Source organism: Chryseobacterium sp. 'Rf worker isolate 10' (assembly GCF_050753305.1).
Lineage (GTDB): Bacteria > Bacteroidota > Bacteroidia > Flavobacteriales > Weeksellaceae > Chryseobacterium.
In genome coordinates this window covers 186333-202604 of record NZ_JBOZOF010000001.1, presented here as the reverse complement: position 1 = coordinate 202604, position 16272 = coordinate 186333, and the positions used below count along the sequence as shown (strand labels likewise).

General features: G+C 35.4%; 15 protein-coding genes and 1 tRNA gene. 2 read left to right on the top strand and 14 right to left on the bottom strand.

Features of this window, described 5'->3' with window-relative positions; translation table 11 throughout:
• Positions 1–28: 28 nt before the first annotated feature.
• Both LKL37_RS00925 and LKL37_RS00920 read left to right on the top strand, forming a co-directional pair.
• Entirely contained in the window at positions 29–796 is a 768-nt protein-coding gene (locus LKL37_RS00925) for an MBL fold metallo-hydrolase (RefSeq protein ID WP_431608710.1), read from the top strand.
• A 93-nt stretch (positions 797–889) separates the two neighbouring features.
• Positions 890–969, top strand: a tRNA-Leu gene (locus LKL37_RS00920).
• Between the two features lie 559 nt (positions 970–1528).
• Here the strand turns inward: LKL37_RS00920 and LKL37_RS00915 are convergent.
• The 14 genes from LKL37_RS00915 to LKL37_RS00850 all read right to left on the bottom strand — a co-directional run bounded on the left by LKL37_RS00915 (position 1529) and on the right by LKL37_RS00850 (position 16267).
• Positions 1529–2212 (bottom strand): hypothetical protein, encoded by a 684-nt coding sequence (locus tag LKL37_RS00915; protein WP_431608709.1) that lies wholly within the window; start codon positions 2210–2212, stop codon positions 1529–1531.
• 69 nt (positions 2213–2281) lie between these two features.
• Positions 2282–2734 carry a hypothetical protein gene (locus LKL37_RS00910; protein WP_431608708.1) on the bottom strand — a complete coding sequence of 151 codons (453 nt, stop codon included), beginning with the start codon at positions 2732–2734 and terminating at the stop codon, positions 2282–2284.
• Positions 2735–3199: 465 nt separating this feature from the next.
• A complete protein-coding gene (locus tag LKL37_RS00905; protein WP_431608707.1) occupies positions 3200–3445 on the bottom strand; it encodes a hypothetical protein in 246 nt (81 codons plus the stop codon).
• Between the two features lie 146 nt (positions 3446–3591).
• A complete protein-coding gene (locus LKL37_RS00900; protein WP_431608706.1) occupies positions 3592–4536 on the bottom strand; it encodes a hypothetical protein in 945 nt (314 codons plus the stop codon).
• Positions 4537–4539: 3 nt separating this feature from the next.
• Positions 4540–5910, bottom strand: coding sequence for a DUF4280 domain-containing protein (locus LKL37_RS00895; protein ID WP_431608705.1), 1371 nt, complete (start codon positions 5908–5910; stop codon positions 4540–4542).
• Positions 5898–6593, bottom strand: coding sequence for a hypothetical protein (locus LKL37_RS00890; protein WP_431608704.1), 696 nt, complete (start codon positions 6591–6593; stop codon positions 5898–5900). Before LKL37_RS00890 ends, LKL37_RS00895 begins: the two co-directional genes overlap by 13 nt.
• 5 nt (positions 6594–6598) lie before the next feature.
• On the bottom strand, positions 6599–8431 hold the full coding sequence (locus tag LKL37_RS00885) for a phospholipase effector Tle1 domain-containing protein (protein ID WP_431608703.1): 1833 nt from the start codon (positions 8429–8431) through the stop codon (positions 6599–6601).
• 22 nt (positions 8432–8453) lie between these two features.
• The gene (locus tag LKL37_RS00880; RefSeq protein WP_431608702.1) at positions 8454–9548 is read right to left on the bottom strand and encodes a DUF2931 family protein; all 1095 of its coding nucleotides are present in this window, start codon (positions 9546–9548) and stop codon (positions 8454–8456) included.
• 48 nt (positions 9549–9596) lie between these two features.
• Positions 9597–11456, bottom strand: coding sequence for a type VI secretion system Vgr family protein (locus LKL37_RS00875; RefSeq protein ID WP_431608701.1), 1860 nt, complete (start codon positions 11454–11456; stop codon positions 9597–9599).
• A gap of 231 nt (positions 11457–11687) precedes the next feature.
• On the bottom strand, positions 11688–12101 hold the full coding sequence (gene tssD, locus LKL37_RS00870; RefSeq protein ID WP_105702924.1) for a type VI secretion system tube protein TssD: 414 nt from the start codon (positions 12099–12101) through the stop codon (positions 11688–11690).
• A 245-nt stretch (positions 12102–12346) separates the two neighbouring features.
• Positions 12347–13042 (bottom strand): VIT1/CCC1 transporter family protein, encoded by a 696-nt coding sequence (locus LKL37_RS00865; protein WP_431608700.1) that lies wholly within the window; start codon positions 13040–13042, stop codon positions 12347–12349.
• Between the two features lie 80 nt (positions 13043–13122).
• Positions 13123–14043 carry a carbohydrate kinase family protein gene (locus tag LKL37_RS00860; RefSeq protein WP_431608699.1) on the bottom strand — a complete coding sequence of 307 codons (921 nt, stop codon included), beginning with the start codon at positions 14041–14043 and terminating at the stop codon, positions 13123–13125.
• A gap of 61 nt (positions 14044–14104) precedes the next feature.
• Complete coding sequence (locus tag LKL37_RS00855; RefSeq protein ID WP_431608698.1) at positions 14105–14830, bottom strand: hypothetical protein; 726 nt, start codon at positions 14828–14830, stop codon at positions 14105–14107.
• 90 nt (positions 14831–14920) lie between these two features.
• Entirely contained in the window at positions 14921–16267 is a 1347-nt protein-coding gene (locus LKL37_RS00850) for an MFS transporter (RefSeq protein WP_431608697.1), read from the bottom strand.
• Between the last annotated feature and the right edge of the window lie 5 nt (positions 16268–16272).

The following is a 16272-nucleotide window of genomic DNA, read 5'->3' as shown; positions in this document are numbered from 1 at the left end:
ACCAAAATTAAACCAACCTCAAAACAAAATGAAGTTGAAATTTTTAGGAACCGGTACTTCCCAAGGTGTGCCCGTTATAGGCTGTACATGTGAAGTGTGTACTTCCGAAAATCCCAAAGACAACCGTTTACGCTCTTCCGTGATGGTGACTACGGAAGAAAATAAAAAAATCCTGATCGACTGCGGTCCGGATTTCAGGCAGCAAATGCTTACCAACCACGAACATAACGTAGACATTGCGTTGATTACCCATGAACATAATGACCATGTGATTGGGCTGGATGATATGCGACCATTGATTTTTAAAAGTGGAAAAGATGTTCCATTGTACTGCTATTCAAGAGTTGCTCACGAAATAAAAAACAGATTTCCTTACGCCTTTGCAGATGTAAGATATCCCGGCGCACCCGCTTTTGAACTTCACGAAATTGAAAATAAACCTTTCCAGGTGCTGGATACAGAAATCACTCCTGTAGAAGTGATTCACTATAAAATTACCGTTTTTGGATATAAGTTTAAAAAACTGGCCTACATTACGGATGCCGGATTTATTTCTGAAACAGAAAAGGAAAAACTGAAGGATCTGGACATTCTGATCTTAAACTGCATCAGAAAATTTGATCCCCATCCTGCCCATTTTATCCTTCCGGATGTTATTAAGCTGTTTGAAGAGCTAAAACCGAAGCAATTATTTTTAACGCATATCAGTCATCATTTAGGGCTGCATGATATTGAAGATAAGCAGCTTCCGGCCGGAATGCACCTTGCCTACGATGGTTTGGAACTTAATTTTTAAAATTTTTTCTTCAAAAAGCTTTTGAACATTCAAAAAAGTTCCTATATTTGCACACCAATTTGAAACAAACATCACGTTTGAAGTAAACATCAAGCCCAGGTGGCGGAATTGGTAGACGCGCTGGTCTCAAACACCAGTTCTTAGGAGTACCGGTTCGATCCCGGTCCTGGGTACAAAAAACCTCTGAAATCATTTGATTTTCAGAGGTTTTTGCTTTTCAGGGTGGCCAAAAGGGTGGCAAAAAACTTATTTACCTTTTATTATAATATTATATTACTTGATTGAAGTTATATGATTATCATCCTTTAGATAGTTCCATTAACTATTCTCCGAAAGCTGTGTGACCTCATTTCATTAAGCAAGGCTCAAAAACTTCCGCTACCGGAAAGCGATTTAATTGTGCTGTCCGCGTTTATTTACAAATATATAAATGAAAAACCACTGCTTTTTCGGCAGTGGTCTATTTTTTATTCTAGGTCACAAGCGAGACGCTCGCGCCAGCTGGGGAAATGATATTCAATCAATTGCATATGTCTTTTCGATCAAAACAAACACGAATAAGGAATCCTTACTCGTGTTGTTAATAATTTATCGTAAAATTCTATTGAAATTCAAGAAGCTAATTATCAAAAAAAAAACATCATCAATTTCCTAAAAAGCAAACTCCTAAAAAGTTGGCTTTTGTGTTGTTCTTCTTCTAAATTTCATGAGAAAAAAGAAAAGAGCCGGAAATTAGGAAGTTGACACTAACATAGCATCTTCTATTTCCCAATAATTATCATGCAATCTTAGTTTAAATACAGCATTTCTACCGTAATAATCTTTTTTTATATGATGGTCAACAAAAACTAATGCTCTTTTTTTTGAAGTATCGAATACAATCTCTGAAAAATAGACAACACCTATCTCACATTCATTTGTATGTTTATCATACTCTGCCAGATCTAGAACTTTTGCGGTACACAAATTAAATTGATTTGCTTTTATAGAACTTCGTATGCTTAAATTTTTAATAATATCTGGACTATTGGAAAAGTCTTTAAAAAAATCCTTATTTCTTTGTATGTATTTTATATTATCTTCGGTACTACCTGTAGCAAAATCAGTATTTTTATTTTTAATAGAATCTATATACAAATTGCAAAATTTTTCAGGATGATTAAAAATTTCGTTGTGCGCTTTTGTCTTCTCTTCGATATATAAATCATCATCGTGAACTCTTAAACTATCAAAATATCTTTTTTCACCTAAATAATCTTCTCTAAAAAAATAAGGTATCAACTGATCTGTTAAATCATTATATAGTTTTACATTAGTATCGGTAGATTGGCTTACACATTTTTTCATTTCCTCCTTACAATTCGTAATTAATAAAGAGGATAATAAAATCATAACTATTTTAGTTTTAAAATTCATATTATTTAGGGATTTTGGGTTAATAACATGGTCTTACTCGCAAATTATCTTTTGGTTTTTTATAAATATCTAAAATAGATGGTTTTTTTCTGATTTCAAGTCCCTGATTTCACGTTGTTGCCTAAAATCTTTTGCAGCATTATTCCTCCTAATTCCATCAAACTTTTCACTAATTATATTACGATCAGACTCAGAAAATTGAAGATCTGTTCCAAAATAATAAATTTCCCAATTATCTCCTGCATCTGGCTTAAAACCTTTTGATTTAGGACTCCCCCTGAAAAATGGGTCTTCTTCCATGGAAACACCGCCCATTTGATAGTCTGCCCAATGATCACCTTCATGAATTATCAATTGTGCTAAATGATCAATACACGTTTTATCTCCTTTATTTTTTGAAACCGTATTTACTACGCCAGAATCTATTTTAATAACATTGGGATCTTCATCTGATTTAAATTGCCTCAAATTAAGTATACTTTCATTCATTATAACAGTCGGCCCATCTCCATCTGTGAGCATTTTTTGTATCATTTTATCATCTACACCAAGCAATTAAAAAGAAACCCATTATTGCTATGAGTGGGGATAAAATGACAAAATTCTATCAAAGAATTGATAAATTTAAAACAAATATAGAAAATATATAAAATCATAGTTTTTTGATCCTTATCCTAGACCACTCCCTAAAATGGTGTATTCAAAATCCACTTATGATACTTAATTAAAGATCCTTCAAAATCCTTTCAAGCTCCACGGAATAATATCATCTTCAGAATATTCAATAAATTCATTGATCCTTGCTCCTACTTTTGGGGTTTGAGAACTATCATAATAGAGAATACCATTTCCGGTAAATTCAAGATTGTAGCCACCGGAAGTTTCATCGTTCTAACAGCACCATCAGCACCAGCTGTTCTTTAACCAATAGTTTTTGATTGAGGAAAGATATTCTGAAGATTCAAGGAGATAGTTGAATTAAGCACTTTATAGTTCTTTCGATCTTACAGGAATTCTTTTCTTTACTAAATGAATGTATTTTTCATCACATTCTTTAAAATGCCAATATGGATTCCCTGAATTCCCTGAATTTTGAATCGAAATTGTATCATTCGAAAACAATCCACCAATACCATCCAAAAAATAAAGATATGTTGCATTATTTTCTTTATCTACCCTTACAATGCCTTGTATTTTCTTATCTTTTTTAACATTAAAAACAAAATGTTTCATACTGTCAACTTTTAGAGAAATTTTACATTTAGATCCATATGAGAAATAATCTCCCGACATACTTTGAGAATGTAAAAAGTATGGAAACAATAAAAATAGTAAGAAGATTGATTTTATTATTTTCATCATCTTTTATACTTAAATATTTATTTTGATGAGATAATTTTAGAAATACTCGTTGAGTTTAGCATAAAGACATTTGTTGGAAATCTTTTATAAGAAAGCTGTTTTGTTTCATATCTGGTTTCTTTTCCTAATCCTACCTGCATTGAAATCACTTTTTCATCATATATATTTTTGTTTGGATCTATAAAGATTTCACTGTCAGTAATAAGCCTGCTTTCAACATTGGTATGCTTGGAATATTTCAAAGATCCTTTATTTGACGGCAACATTTTTTTCTCCAGTTCCTGATCTCCTTCCACAGATTCTTTTAAAACATATTTTGGCATTCCTTGATCATCATATAAAAACTTCAGATTCCATTTATCCAGATAATCGCTTGCTTGAGTTCTATATGATTCCATATAGCCTTTTAATATTTTAAAGTCTTTATGTTTATACTTTTCATATGAAGAAATATACTTTAAATCACCGAGATTATATCCTGGCAGAAAGTCCTCCAAAAAATCAATAAGATCAGGAATGTTTAAATACTCGTTAACATTTTTCTGCAAATAGCTGAAATAGGGAGCATTTAAATAAAATATATCTTTATCTCCCACCAAAATTGTTTCATTCTTTTCATTGAAAACAATTTTAAGATTGTTTGTATAACCTTCGTTTTTAGAGTTTAACAAAAGAGTATTTTCATTTTTTGTTAAGGTATATACATCCGGTACTTTCTTTTCTGATACCTTCGAGTCGGTAAATCTGTAAAAAGCAATACTGTCTTTTTTTGGACTGAATATATAAATAAGGTTATTAGTGCTTGTCTTATCTTTTTTATCAATTCTTTTGTCATTAACATATTCTCCCTTATCAATAGTTTTATTAACAATATAAGTGATAATATATGATTTAGGCGCTTGTGCACAGGCATTTGTATGAAATACCGCCAGAATGAATAATATGTATGCTAATTTTCTCATTAATTAAACTTTTACTTTTTTCCAAAATATAGTATATCCAGCAACTCGGGTTGCTTCCAGACCAAAAGATCTCTTAGTTGCATTTTTATAGTAAAAATCACCTGTTGTCCAATAGTCCTTTTTTGCAAAATCTTCATTAGGAAGGGTGTAAACTGCTTTATTTTTTCCTTTTACTGTTTTATGTGTATGTGTCCCTTTATCACAACCTTCTTCATGAACTGAGTTATAAGCTAAAGTTGATCCTCTTCTTCCGGTTATTTTACTTTCAAAAGAATCATAGAGGCTTTTACTTATTTTTATATAATCATACTCATCAAACTTATTATGGCCGTATTTTGAAGTACTGTCAGGTTTTAAGTCAGTATCAATACCCCAAGCGAGAAAATCTTCACCATCCCATTGTGTGGCATTATCCGTAGGATCAATTTTAACCTCATCTACATCTCTTAAAAGAGCATCAATTGCCCCCGCTCTGGAATACAAAGAAATGGTGTCTTTTTCTGAAGTTTTCATTTCAACTTTATCCTTAGCATCCACACTGGAATAGCTGGAATTTAATAACTGGTACATTGTTTTTCCAACTCTCTTTGCTTCATTATAATTTGTATGTGCTATATATAAATATTCTTCTTTTTCTGATGAAAGACCTTCATGTTTAATAATATTGCAAACTTTCTGGAAGTCACTATGTACAATATTCAGCTTTTTAGGGCTTTTGTAAATATCTTCTTCTGATCCTTTTCCTTCGCAGGCATATACATCATTTTCATTTCCTTTTTTCTGACCTTTTACATTTCCTTCGAAACTTCCATTATAATTATAAAAATAACCATTTATTTTTTCTTTTGATTCAGGTACAGGAGCTCCGGTTGCATCAACCGCTTCCGGCTGATGAATTTGTCCGCTATCGGTAATTTTAATATCTACACCTCCATAAGTACATGGAATGGTACTTTTCTGTAGCAATATAAATTGTTCCTGAGAAAGGTAGGTACCTACATCTTGCCAGTCTCTTACATTCATAACAGAAGCGCATGGAGCTGCCATTTGCGGGCTTTTCTTACAGTTTCCTGTAAAAACCAGACTTTTCGGGCCCCTCTCTTTTACCGTTGCAGTTTTCTTTTCCTGTATTGTTGGCGTATCATAATTCACTTTCATAATTCCTTGTGGAACAGTACACAATGTACATTCCAGCGTTGCGGTATCTATAACAACTTTCAGCCCGTCTTCTACTTTATCTTTTTCCTCATTTTCAGCTCGTTTCTCCTCCATTTTCTTGCTGTTTTCCGCTTTCATCTGCTCACTATCCTGTGCTGTATTCTGAGTTTGAGTTTCCGGAGTATTTCCTTCTCCATCGTTCTTTAACCTATCCATAATAATGAATGTTTTAAGTGAGAATTCTGTTTTTTAATGGCTACAAAGCCTTCTTCATACTGGTTTCCTTTGCAGATAAATATTCCTCTGAAATCATCAATTTCTGTGTGTTCAAGGTTTTGAGCAGAGATTTTTAAAGTCATTTTCTCTCCATCTTTTTCGGGAATCATGATTTCTGTAAATCCTTCCGGAGAAATTCTTTTTCTTTTGGTATCAAATGACTCCAGCAAACCGTTGAAGAGTAATCCAAACATATTATAGCCAGTCAAAAAATCAATCATTTTTGTTTCATCTTCCAATAGACTGCTGATCTGGTTGAAATAGTTATCTATAGCATCTCCTTTATGGGTTTTCGATAATTCAGACTGAATTTCACCCCATCTTAAACGCAGGAAAAGCAGATTATCTAGGGCAGTTATATTCCCTTCGTTATCTACCCTGAGTTCCAGTTCATCAAACAGATAGCTGACTTTTCTTATCAATTTTCCCATAGCAGTATCGTTATCCGAAAAATCGAATTCAACTACCAGAATCTGAAATTGATGCTCTTCTTTGGCTTTTCCAAGATAATATACTTCAATCTGCCGGGCATAGCTTTTTGTAATAGCATAAACCGGATTTCTCTGCTCTGTTACAATGGTTTCAAGCCTATATGTTTTCCGATGAAGATTTTCCAGCAGCATAAAAATTATTTCAGGGGATATACTATTCTTTCATAATTACTATTGGGATCCATTCCCATCCAGTCTCTGTTTGCCGACCAATGAAGATATTTTTTACGCATAATTCTCAATAATGTCTGAGGATGATAAGCAGTAACTACAACCTCCTGCAGCGTCTTTGTTTTAATAATATTACCGTCTTTATCTACTACTTCATCAGGTATTGGTTCCTGTACCGGTTCCGGATTTTCTAATCTTTCTCTTGCTCTTTCCTCTTTTTCTTTTTCAACTTCTTCATCTGTTTTGAAATTCCATTTTTGTCCGTCCTCAAAGACATAATGGTGCAAAATATCTTTTGCTGAAGGCAGATACTGGTCGTGATCTATAGAATAGCTTGTTTCTGTTTTTGTGACGATCTGATTGTCATAAAAACCTATTCCGTGCTCTTCCATAAACTGAAGCGGAATATAGCTGTATTCTTTTCTCAGGAACCGAATTCCCGTAATCTTGCGGTATACTGCTCCCATTGTTAAAACATTCAGGAAGCTGTTATTAATTGTTATCTGTTCATCATCAAACCAATGCTCATCAATCAATTGCTGTCTGCGCTTGTTTAAGAACCACACTGGTTTATGATTGGAGGTTTCTATTTCATCTACTGTTTCTTTTCCGTTTTCATAAGCTCCGCCAATATCACAGTGAACGCCCGGAAATTCTCTTTCCACACTTCCGGGAAAGCTTGTTAATGAAAAGTTTTCCCGATGTTCATTTCCTGCTGTAAAATGAACTGCTTTGAAATAAGACCCGGGATTCAGCAACTGTAATTGTTCTACATCATCTCCGAAATTATAACTGGATCCTAACGTAGAATGCTTCATACCTTCCCATCCTACACGCTTCAACGTTCCCATATCACCAAATTCTTCATAAGACGATACAGTATCATACACTCCAATAAAACGGACGTCCAAATCTAAGGCTTCCAATTCTTCTTTGGTGAGTACATCTTTACTTAAAAGATAATATCCCAAAAAGCCAAATTTCGGAAGCTTTCCATCCACAAGGTAATTAGGATCTACCTCTGTTTTATCTTTATCTATCCAGATATCTCCATATTCCGGAACCGTAATGGGTCCTTCAGGAGAGTCCATTTGGGTATACCCTACGATCTTTCTGGATTTTTTTATTTCAACATCAACGGGTCTTTTCTTACCATTGATTTCGTAAGCAAAATTCCTTGCGGCTGCGGCTCCACGGCTGAATCCAAAGGTATCAATGTATATTTTTGCAAATTGTTTATCCGCATTTAAACCATTTCTAATGATTACTTTAATTCTTTCCGCCAATTTTTCACATCCTTTTCTCACTTTTCCTCTTACCCCTGTTATACCGGATCCGTATTGGAAGCCGTCATCTACATCCCTGCGGTTATCCAGCGTCCCAATACCTTCTATATAAATGGCATAATTGCTCTGCTCACAGCATTTATACAGTCTGGCAACATTGGTAAAGTCGTTGCTAAAGCTATTATCAACGCCCATTTTATCCAAACGGCTCCTGTGAATTGCTTTAAGATACTGATCATATTCGGAACCTGCATCCGGATCTTTTTTATGACCCAAATTATCATACTCTTTTTCCTGCTGTTTGGTAGTATTGTCTATAGCTTCTTCTTTTTTTGCAACTACATCATCAGAATCTGTGCTTTCAATTTTATTTTTGCCATCTTTATATTTTTGACGGAGCTCGGTATTTTTAAGATTATTCAAAGTTCCGTCAAAGAAAACACCTACCTCCAAATGCAGTTCATCAATAGGAGGTTTAGCATTACCAGTGTTATATACTAATGTTTTTCCCATAATCTTACATTTGAGAATTTTCTTAATTTTTCTTTTTCGACTTAAACATTTCTAATGAATCTGTCTTAATAAAAGCTTCCTTACCATTCTCTCCTTTTAGCTTTACCGTAAAAAAGCTAAAAGCTTCATTCACTTTTATCACTAATTCTGCTTTGGTACTTTTGGGATCATCTCCAAAAACGGTGTTGAAAGCATCAAGGCTGGATTTTCCGTCCAAATTACATGCTGCTCCGTATCTATTATTGTCTTTATCTGATACAGACATTGAAACTGAACGAGGAATTGCTCTAAAATCATAATCTGACAAAGGACTTTTTGCAGCATCAAACTGCTCTTTTTCCCCATTGATCATTTCGATTCCAACATCTCTCAGTGGGTTTAATTTTGCATTTTCCGGAAGTTCAAAAACTGGTTTCCAGCTAAATCTTGTTCTGTAAACATCCCATAAACCCAATGGTATTGGTTTTCCTTTGTTTTCTTCCTGTACTTTTTTGGGAATGATTTGTTCTCTTGTGTGTACCATTTCCAAATAATCTTTGCGCCAAAACCTGTTTTCATGACTGTCCAGCTTTGCAATTTCTGATTCCGGAATGGTTACTTTTTTACCCTGATATCTTCCTATTTCCTTTTGCCATCCAACTCCTGATATCCAGACAACTACCACTCCTCCCGGTGCCATACCTATAGAAATAACATTGTAATTTAAATGTTGTGGTTTTCCGCTTGCTCCTTTTATTTCAAATCCCTGGCTAAAATATTTTCTTATCTTTTCGGTATCTATTTCTGTATCTACCTGATAAAACTGGTTTTCCATATAAGACATCCAGATAAAATCCAGGCGCTTTGGTAAGCTTTTGAAACCATTACTCATCCCATTATTGATGGTTCCCCATCCTTGATTTCCCGATGCTATTCCAAAACTTAATCCCACCCATTCTCCTCCTTCACATTCTATTCCTCCTTTGTATACTTCCATAGGATAGCCTAAAGCTGCAGAAGTCCCTTCTGTCCATTCATATTTTGTCATAGTCTTAGTTTTTTGAGATTCTTTTTTTTCCTGACATGAGATCTGGATAAAAAATAAAAAGCTCAGTAAAAATTTTATCGCTTTATTCATTCTTTAATGCCTTGCTGTACAGTATTGATAACTGATTTATTATTTTGATTACCCTTTATTCACTTTAGCATCTATTTTACCCAACATTTTGGCTACGCCTGAACTCTGCAGTAAAATATCTCCGTTTTTGGCTTTATGAGTAGTCGTTGAAGTAGTTTCTTTAAGATCGCCTGTTACATTAATCGTTTTATTTTCATTGACGGTCTGTTTATAATTTTTCGAGGTAAATTTATGATCATTGATGATACTAACGGCATTATCATTTCCTACGCTGGTCTTCATATCTTTTCCTACGTTGATTGCCAAATCTTCACCTACATTGAAAGTCATATTTTTAGGAGCCGTTACAATGATATTCCCTTTACCATCCATCAAATAATTGTTTCCACTAGGGTCTATGATATTTACACTTCCTTCGGCATCATTCATTAAAATACGGATTCCGCTTCTGGTTTGTATTGATTTTAAATGATTATCTACTCCACCTCCAAGAGCTGTTCCTCCATGGAACATTCCCCCCATCACAAAAGGACGGTCGGGATGATTGTGAACAAAACCTACCATCACCTGATCTCCAACCTCCGGTATGGCTACATAGCCCCTGTTTTGAGTAATCTGGTCTGTTCCTCCGGCATCGGGAGACATCATTCTGATAAAATTGGTTGTGTCATGCAGCTGCCAGTCGAATCTAACTGTAATTCTTCCCTGTCCCAACGGATCTGTATTGGAGATTACAGTCGCTATCTGTGGCTGTGCGATAGGCATAGTAAAATCAGGTGTCGGAATATATCCTGTGTCTGAGGCAATAGCCTCGAATCTTCCTTTGTAGCGCCCGAGAGCATCTACTTCATGAATGACTTCTGTCATCATCAGCTTTGTGAAATACGCTGTTTTACTGGTATCCGTCTTCCGCATATTGATATCAGCTACACATCCAGGATATAAAAACGGAATAGTAGTTCCTCCGGAAACGGTAAAAACTTCCACAGCTTTGCTTCCGGCAGTACTCGTTTGAGAAATAACAACATCCATATCGGTTGCCGCTTTTATAGGAGCTACCTGCAATGATGGTGTTTTGAATATTCCTTCATTATTTTTATAGGCTGTCTGAGCCAGGTTGCCAACGTGTTTTATAGGAGTTTCTCCAGAAATAAGTTTAGCATTGGAACTGCTGTTATATCCGTAAAAATGAGGTCTGATATGAACAGCTTTTAATTCCACATTCACATCAGAAACATTGCTTCCGTATATTAATTCAAGTGATTTATTCTGAGGCGGCATATTTCCAAAATGTAATACTTCACCGTCGTAATAGAACTGTTCGCCATAGGCTTCTGCCATTCTGCAGAGATAATTATAGTGGGTTTCATTATACTGGGCACTGTAAAGAATCTGAGAGGATGCCTTCGCATTCACTTTTACATCAAATTTACCGTTTTCAATGCCCTGTTTAATAACATCTTCAGCAATAATCCCCATATTGACAGATTTATCACCACCGAAACTTTGAGTATGCGGAGCACCATCCAATAAAATGGTAGGGCTGTACCCTTTCAATACAATATTTCCCAAGCTATGGTTTTCCTGACTGAACCCTACTTTTGTAATTACGCCTACAAAAGTTCTTTCCGGGCTTCCTTCAACATCTTTATATTTAAAAACGACTGTTAATCTTTTTCCTAAAAATTGTTGGGCTTCTTCCAGGTCATGGTTTTGTACTCCGTCTAAAGTATCATGGGCTAATGTAAGTTCAAAATGATGGTGCTTTTTTACGCTTTGCTGCAAACGGAAATGCTTGAAGTGCTTGATCATTTTACCTTCAATCACAATATCCAGTTTCACCACACGGTTGATTCCAGGAATATGATTCTCTGAAATCTTTTCAGAATTCGAGATATTTTTATTCATATTAAATAGTGTTTGGTGAGCTCTTTATTTTCGAAAAAAACTAAAATAAACGGCTTTTTATAAAGTTATCAATTTTTTACAATATAAAGTTCACATTATCAGCTTTAATTTTCTAAATCTTAGTGAAATAATATCCTTTCCTGAGGACAAGATTACTGACAAAAAAACAGAACAGGATCCCTGATAACGGATCTACTATTCTGTTTTTATGTTTGTAGCTGTTAAAGGATTTTATCCCTGAGATCCAGGCCAGGCTCCGTCATAAGAAGAATTACCAAGCTCAATCTGTTCAGCACTAATAACAAAACTGATGTACATACTGTTTTCATCTACTGCATCGAAATCTACTTCGTGCTGGATTACGTAACCGTTTGTCCATTTCAATGTTGTTAAGGTTCCTTCTTCGTGAGATTTATTGAAAGTTACTTCTCCTACAGTAGGTTTGTATTTTCCGTTTAGCAAACTTTCAAGGATGTCTGATTTTTCAGTAGCTTCTACTGTAATTTTGATAAGAGCATTGGATGGGTCTGATGCTACACGTCCTGAAACGTCTGTAGCTCTTGATACGCTGTAATTCAGTTTTAACAGCTTTTGTCCTTCACCGTTGTTGAATTTTAAGATTCCTCTTGAATTTCTTTCTGCCATGATTGTAAATTTTAATCGTTAATATTTTGTGATTTGATGTTGTTATATCACCAAATTTAGAAGTATTACGCATAAAAAAATACAAATTGAGTATAAATCTGAAAAAGTGTAGTACTTTTACGACTAACACTTGTTAGGCAAAATACATCCTAGAAATCAATCCATTACAATCAATAAAGCAAAATAAAAACGTATTAAAAGTCTTTTATTTTCAACAAGATTTCAAAGGAAAACGTTAAAGTTTTTCAGGCTACATTGACCCCAAAAATATGTCCAACCAATGCTGTAATTCCCATTGCGACAGTTCCCCAGAAACAGATTCTCAACACAGCTATTTTAATACTGGAACCTCCGGCTCTGGCAGAAACGGCTCCCAAAAGCATTAAAAATATGATTGAAAAACCATATTGGAAATATACCATTTGTTTAAGAGGAGCCAAAAGAGAAACGGTAAACGGCAATAAAGCTCCTACTGCAAATGAACCGAATGAGGCCATTGCTGCCTGCAAAGGTTTTGCCTGTGTGATTTCATTTATCCCCAGTTCGTCACGGGCATGTGCTCCAAGTGCATCATGTTCTGTCAGTTCAACAGCTACCTGCATAGCCGTTTCTTTGGTACAGCCTCTTTTTTCATACACTTTAGCCAATTCTCTGAGTTCTATTTCGGGCATTTCTTCCAGTTCGCGCTGTTCACGAATCAAGTCTGCCTTTTCTGTATCTTCCTGTGAACTTACGGAGACATATTCCCCTGCAGCCATAGACATTGCTCCGGCAATCATTCCTGCCAGTGCTGCAAGGATAATAATATGACGTTCCGGAGCTGCCGCAGCAACGCCTATAACAATACTTGTGGTGGATAACAACCCGTCATTTGCGCCTAATACAGCTGCCCGAAGCCAGCCTACTCTGTTTACATAATGTTTCTCCAGCTGATGATGCATAACTTTTGTTTTGGTAGCAGCATAAAGTTACCAAATGTTTCATCAAGAATCATTTTAAATTAATATGAGATTTTACTTCTTTAGCTTAAAGCCGATACCGGATATTTGTTTTTGAATCTGATAAAATCTTCTAATGAATATTCCGGACATGCTCCTTCCTGTGAGGTGATGAATGCTCCGAGGGAAACAGCCTGAGCCATGATTTCATGAACAGCATTTCCTTTTTCTAATCTTTTGGAAAGAAATCCTGCAAGGAATGAATCTCCGCTTCCCACAGTATCTTTTACAGTAACCGGTATGGTAGGATACAGATAAAAATTATCTCCAGACGCATAAAGAGCTCCTTTGCTTCCTTTGGAAATAATAATTTCTTCAAGATCAAACTTGTCCTGCAGATATTTTATACCCTCCTCTTCAGTGGTATATTCTTTTCCTAAAAAATCGAGCATCATACGCATTTCTGCTTTGTTGAATTTGGCAAGATGTGTTTTGTGGAGTAGATCTTTAATCATTCCGACTTCATAGTAAGGTTCTCTGAGGTTGATATCAAAAACATTATAATCACTCAATTCAAGCAATTGGAGCAAAGTATTTCTGGATTTCTCATTCCGGGCTGCCAGTGTTCCGAATACAAACGCATTTGTTGTCTTGAGAATTTCCTGATTTTCTGTAGTTGTTTCAATAAAATCCCAAGCTACTCCTTCCACAATATCATAATGAGCATCATTATTTTCATCTACTGTAGCAATTACTGTGCTGGTGGGATATTCAGCATTGATCTGAACATAATTTGCAGGAATATTCCAGTTTTTCATTTTATCCAAAAGATCATAACCCAGCTGATCATCACCGACGCTGCTTATCATATTGACCTCGATTCCCATTTTGGAAAGGTGGTAAGCCACATTAAAAGGAGCTCCTCCCATCCTTCGCTGTTCTCCCGGAAAAATATCCCAGAGCACTTCACCAAAACAGACTGCTTTATTTTTTTTATGTTCCATTATATAAAAGTAATTAAATGTATTGATTTTTAAAAAGTTTACTATTTTGAATTTCTTTGCTTCAGAATGAATAAGCCTGTACAGAAAACTGAAGAAATGCATTATTGTTTACAGGATTCCACATCCCCCAAATTCCAATGGGAATTTTATATCCTTCAATAGTAAAGCTTTTTGAAACAATAAGGCTTATTTCATTGAATCCCGATTCTTTAGCAAAGAAATTATTTTTCTCACCATGAGTGTCTAATGCAAAAGCATATCCTATCCTTCCTCTTACTTCAAGATCATTCTTTTTGTATACAGGATATTCTCCTGAAACAAATGACGAATACTTATTTCCCGTATTTTCACTGTTTCTGTCTCTTCCGAAAACAACTGTATTCCAGCTGAGTACCAGAGGGAATTTATCACTTATGGTATAATAAGATCTTAAATCCCAAAAACGTCCGGTTTCTTTCGCAGAATAATTAAAAAACTCCTTATTGTTATAAGTTGCTCCAGGCGAAAAGTTATAAATATCCCATAATTCCAATGTAAGATGTTTGTTTTTGTATCCTACATAGTTATTGAATTCTTTATAGGAGCCATCAAAATTACCCCCTGCCCAGAATCCCGCATAAAAATTCTTATAATCAAAATGCAGGTCTCCGGTGTAAATAAATCCTGCGGAGACTTCTATCCCGCGCCACAAATGGCTGTTTCTAAGCTGCAATGCCGAATGCACTTCCTGTGCACCCAACCAGGTTCCTATAAAAGAGGAAACAAGTAGTAAGTAGGTTTTTAACATGATTCAAGTGTTTTTTAAGGTTGTAATTATCCTGTATCCAATAGCAGTCTACAGGATAATTACATTAAATGAATGAAAGAAAAAATATGATTAGTGAATAAGGTCTTTTTCTCTGATTCGCGATCCAAACAACGCATAGGTCAGCATCAATAATTCGCAGATTACGGTAAGCCACCAAGTCCATCTCCATGAACCTAAAATATCGGCTAAACCTCCCTGGATAAGGGTAAATACTGCTCCGCCAAATACAGCGGAAATGAAAATACCGGATGCTTTTGAGGTATATTTATTCAAACCTTTAATGGAAAGGGTGTAAATACAGCTCCACATGGATGAATGCAGAAGCCCGATGGCAACAAGAAACCAAAGGTTCTGGGTAATCATAGATACCAACGCAAGTATTGTTGCCAACACAGTGGTTGTTATCAACTGTGTTCTTGCAGAAATCTTGCTGAAGAAGCTCGAAACTGCTCTTCCTACAAGAAAACCTCCCCAATATAATGTGGATAATAAGGCATGAATTCCTAAATCCATACCACCGACTATGATATCTGTTTTCCCAAAAAATGTGATAGGATGCCCGGAATCCATCAATTCAAAAGCGTAGAGATTAATATTAGCGCCAATAGCCACTTCTGTTCCTACATAAAAAAAGATCGCTAAAACTCCCAATACAAAATGCCTGAACGACCAGATACTTCTCTCCAGTTTTTCTTCTCCCACCACTCTTGTATGGGCAAGATCGGGAAGATGAAGTCTTTTTGTGATGATCATGACTGTAAGGATGCAGACAATCAATACAGAAAGTGGTAGCAAAAGCTGTCTGATTTCTATATTTTCAATGGAAATTCCACTGAACATTACTACTGTGACGAAGAAAGGTGCGGAAGTAGTTCCAATAGAATTGATAGCAGTCAAAATATTAAGGCGCTGTACAGGCTGAGTTCCTTTCAGTTCATATGAAGCAGCATAAGGGTTTACCACCACCTGAATGATTGCTGCCGAAGTTCCCATCAAATAAGAACCGATAACAAAAACGATAAATCCAACAGGAATAACAGCATCTTTTATACTAAATTTCAGATCGGGATAATGATCACCAACCCATGATGAGCACAAATACATAAAAAGACCGGAAATCATAAATAAAAGCCCGCGCAAAATCGTGTTTTTATACCCAAAAGCATTTACCCATTTGCTTCCCAATGTTCCATTCAGAAGATATCCTAAAAAGAAGAAAAAGGAAATCAAAGTAGTAAATGTATTTTTCAGGCTGCCTGCGTGGCTCAGAAAGGTAAATTTCAGAGGTGCCTGCAGCTGCTCATTCACTGTGGTCAGAAAACCTACAATAAAATAGATAAACGTAATGATCGCAAACGGCAGTATAGCATTGTTTGTTTTATTGTCTGAAGAGGTTATACCTGGATTTATCTGCATGGCTT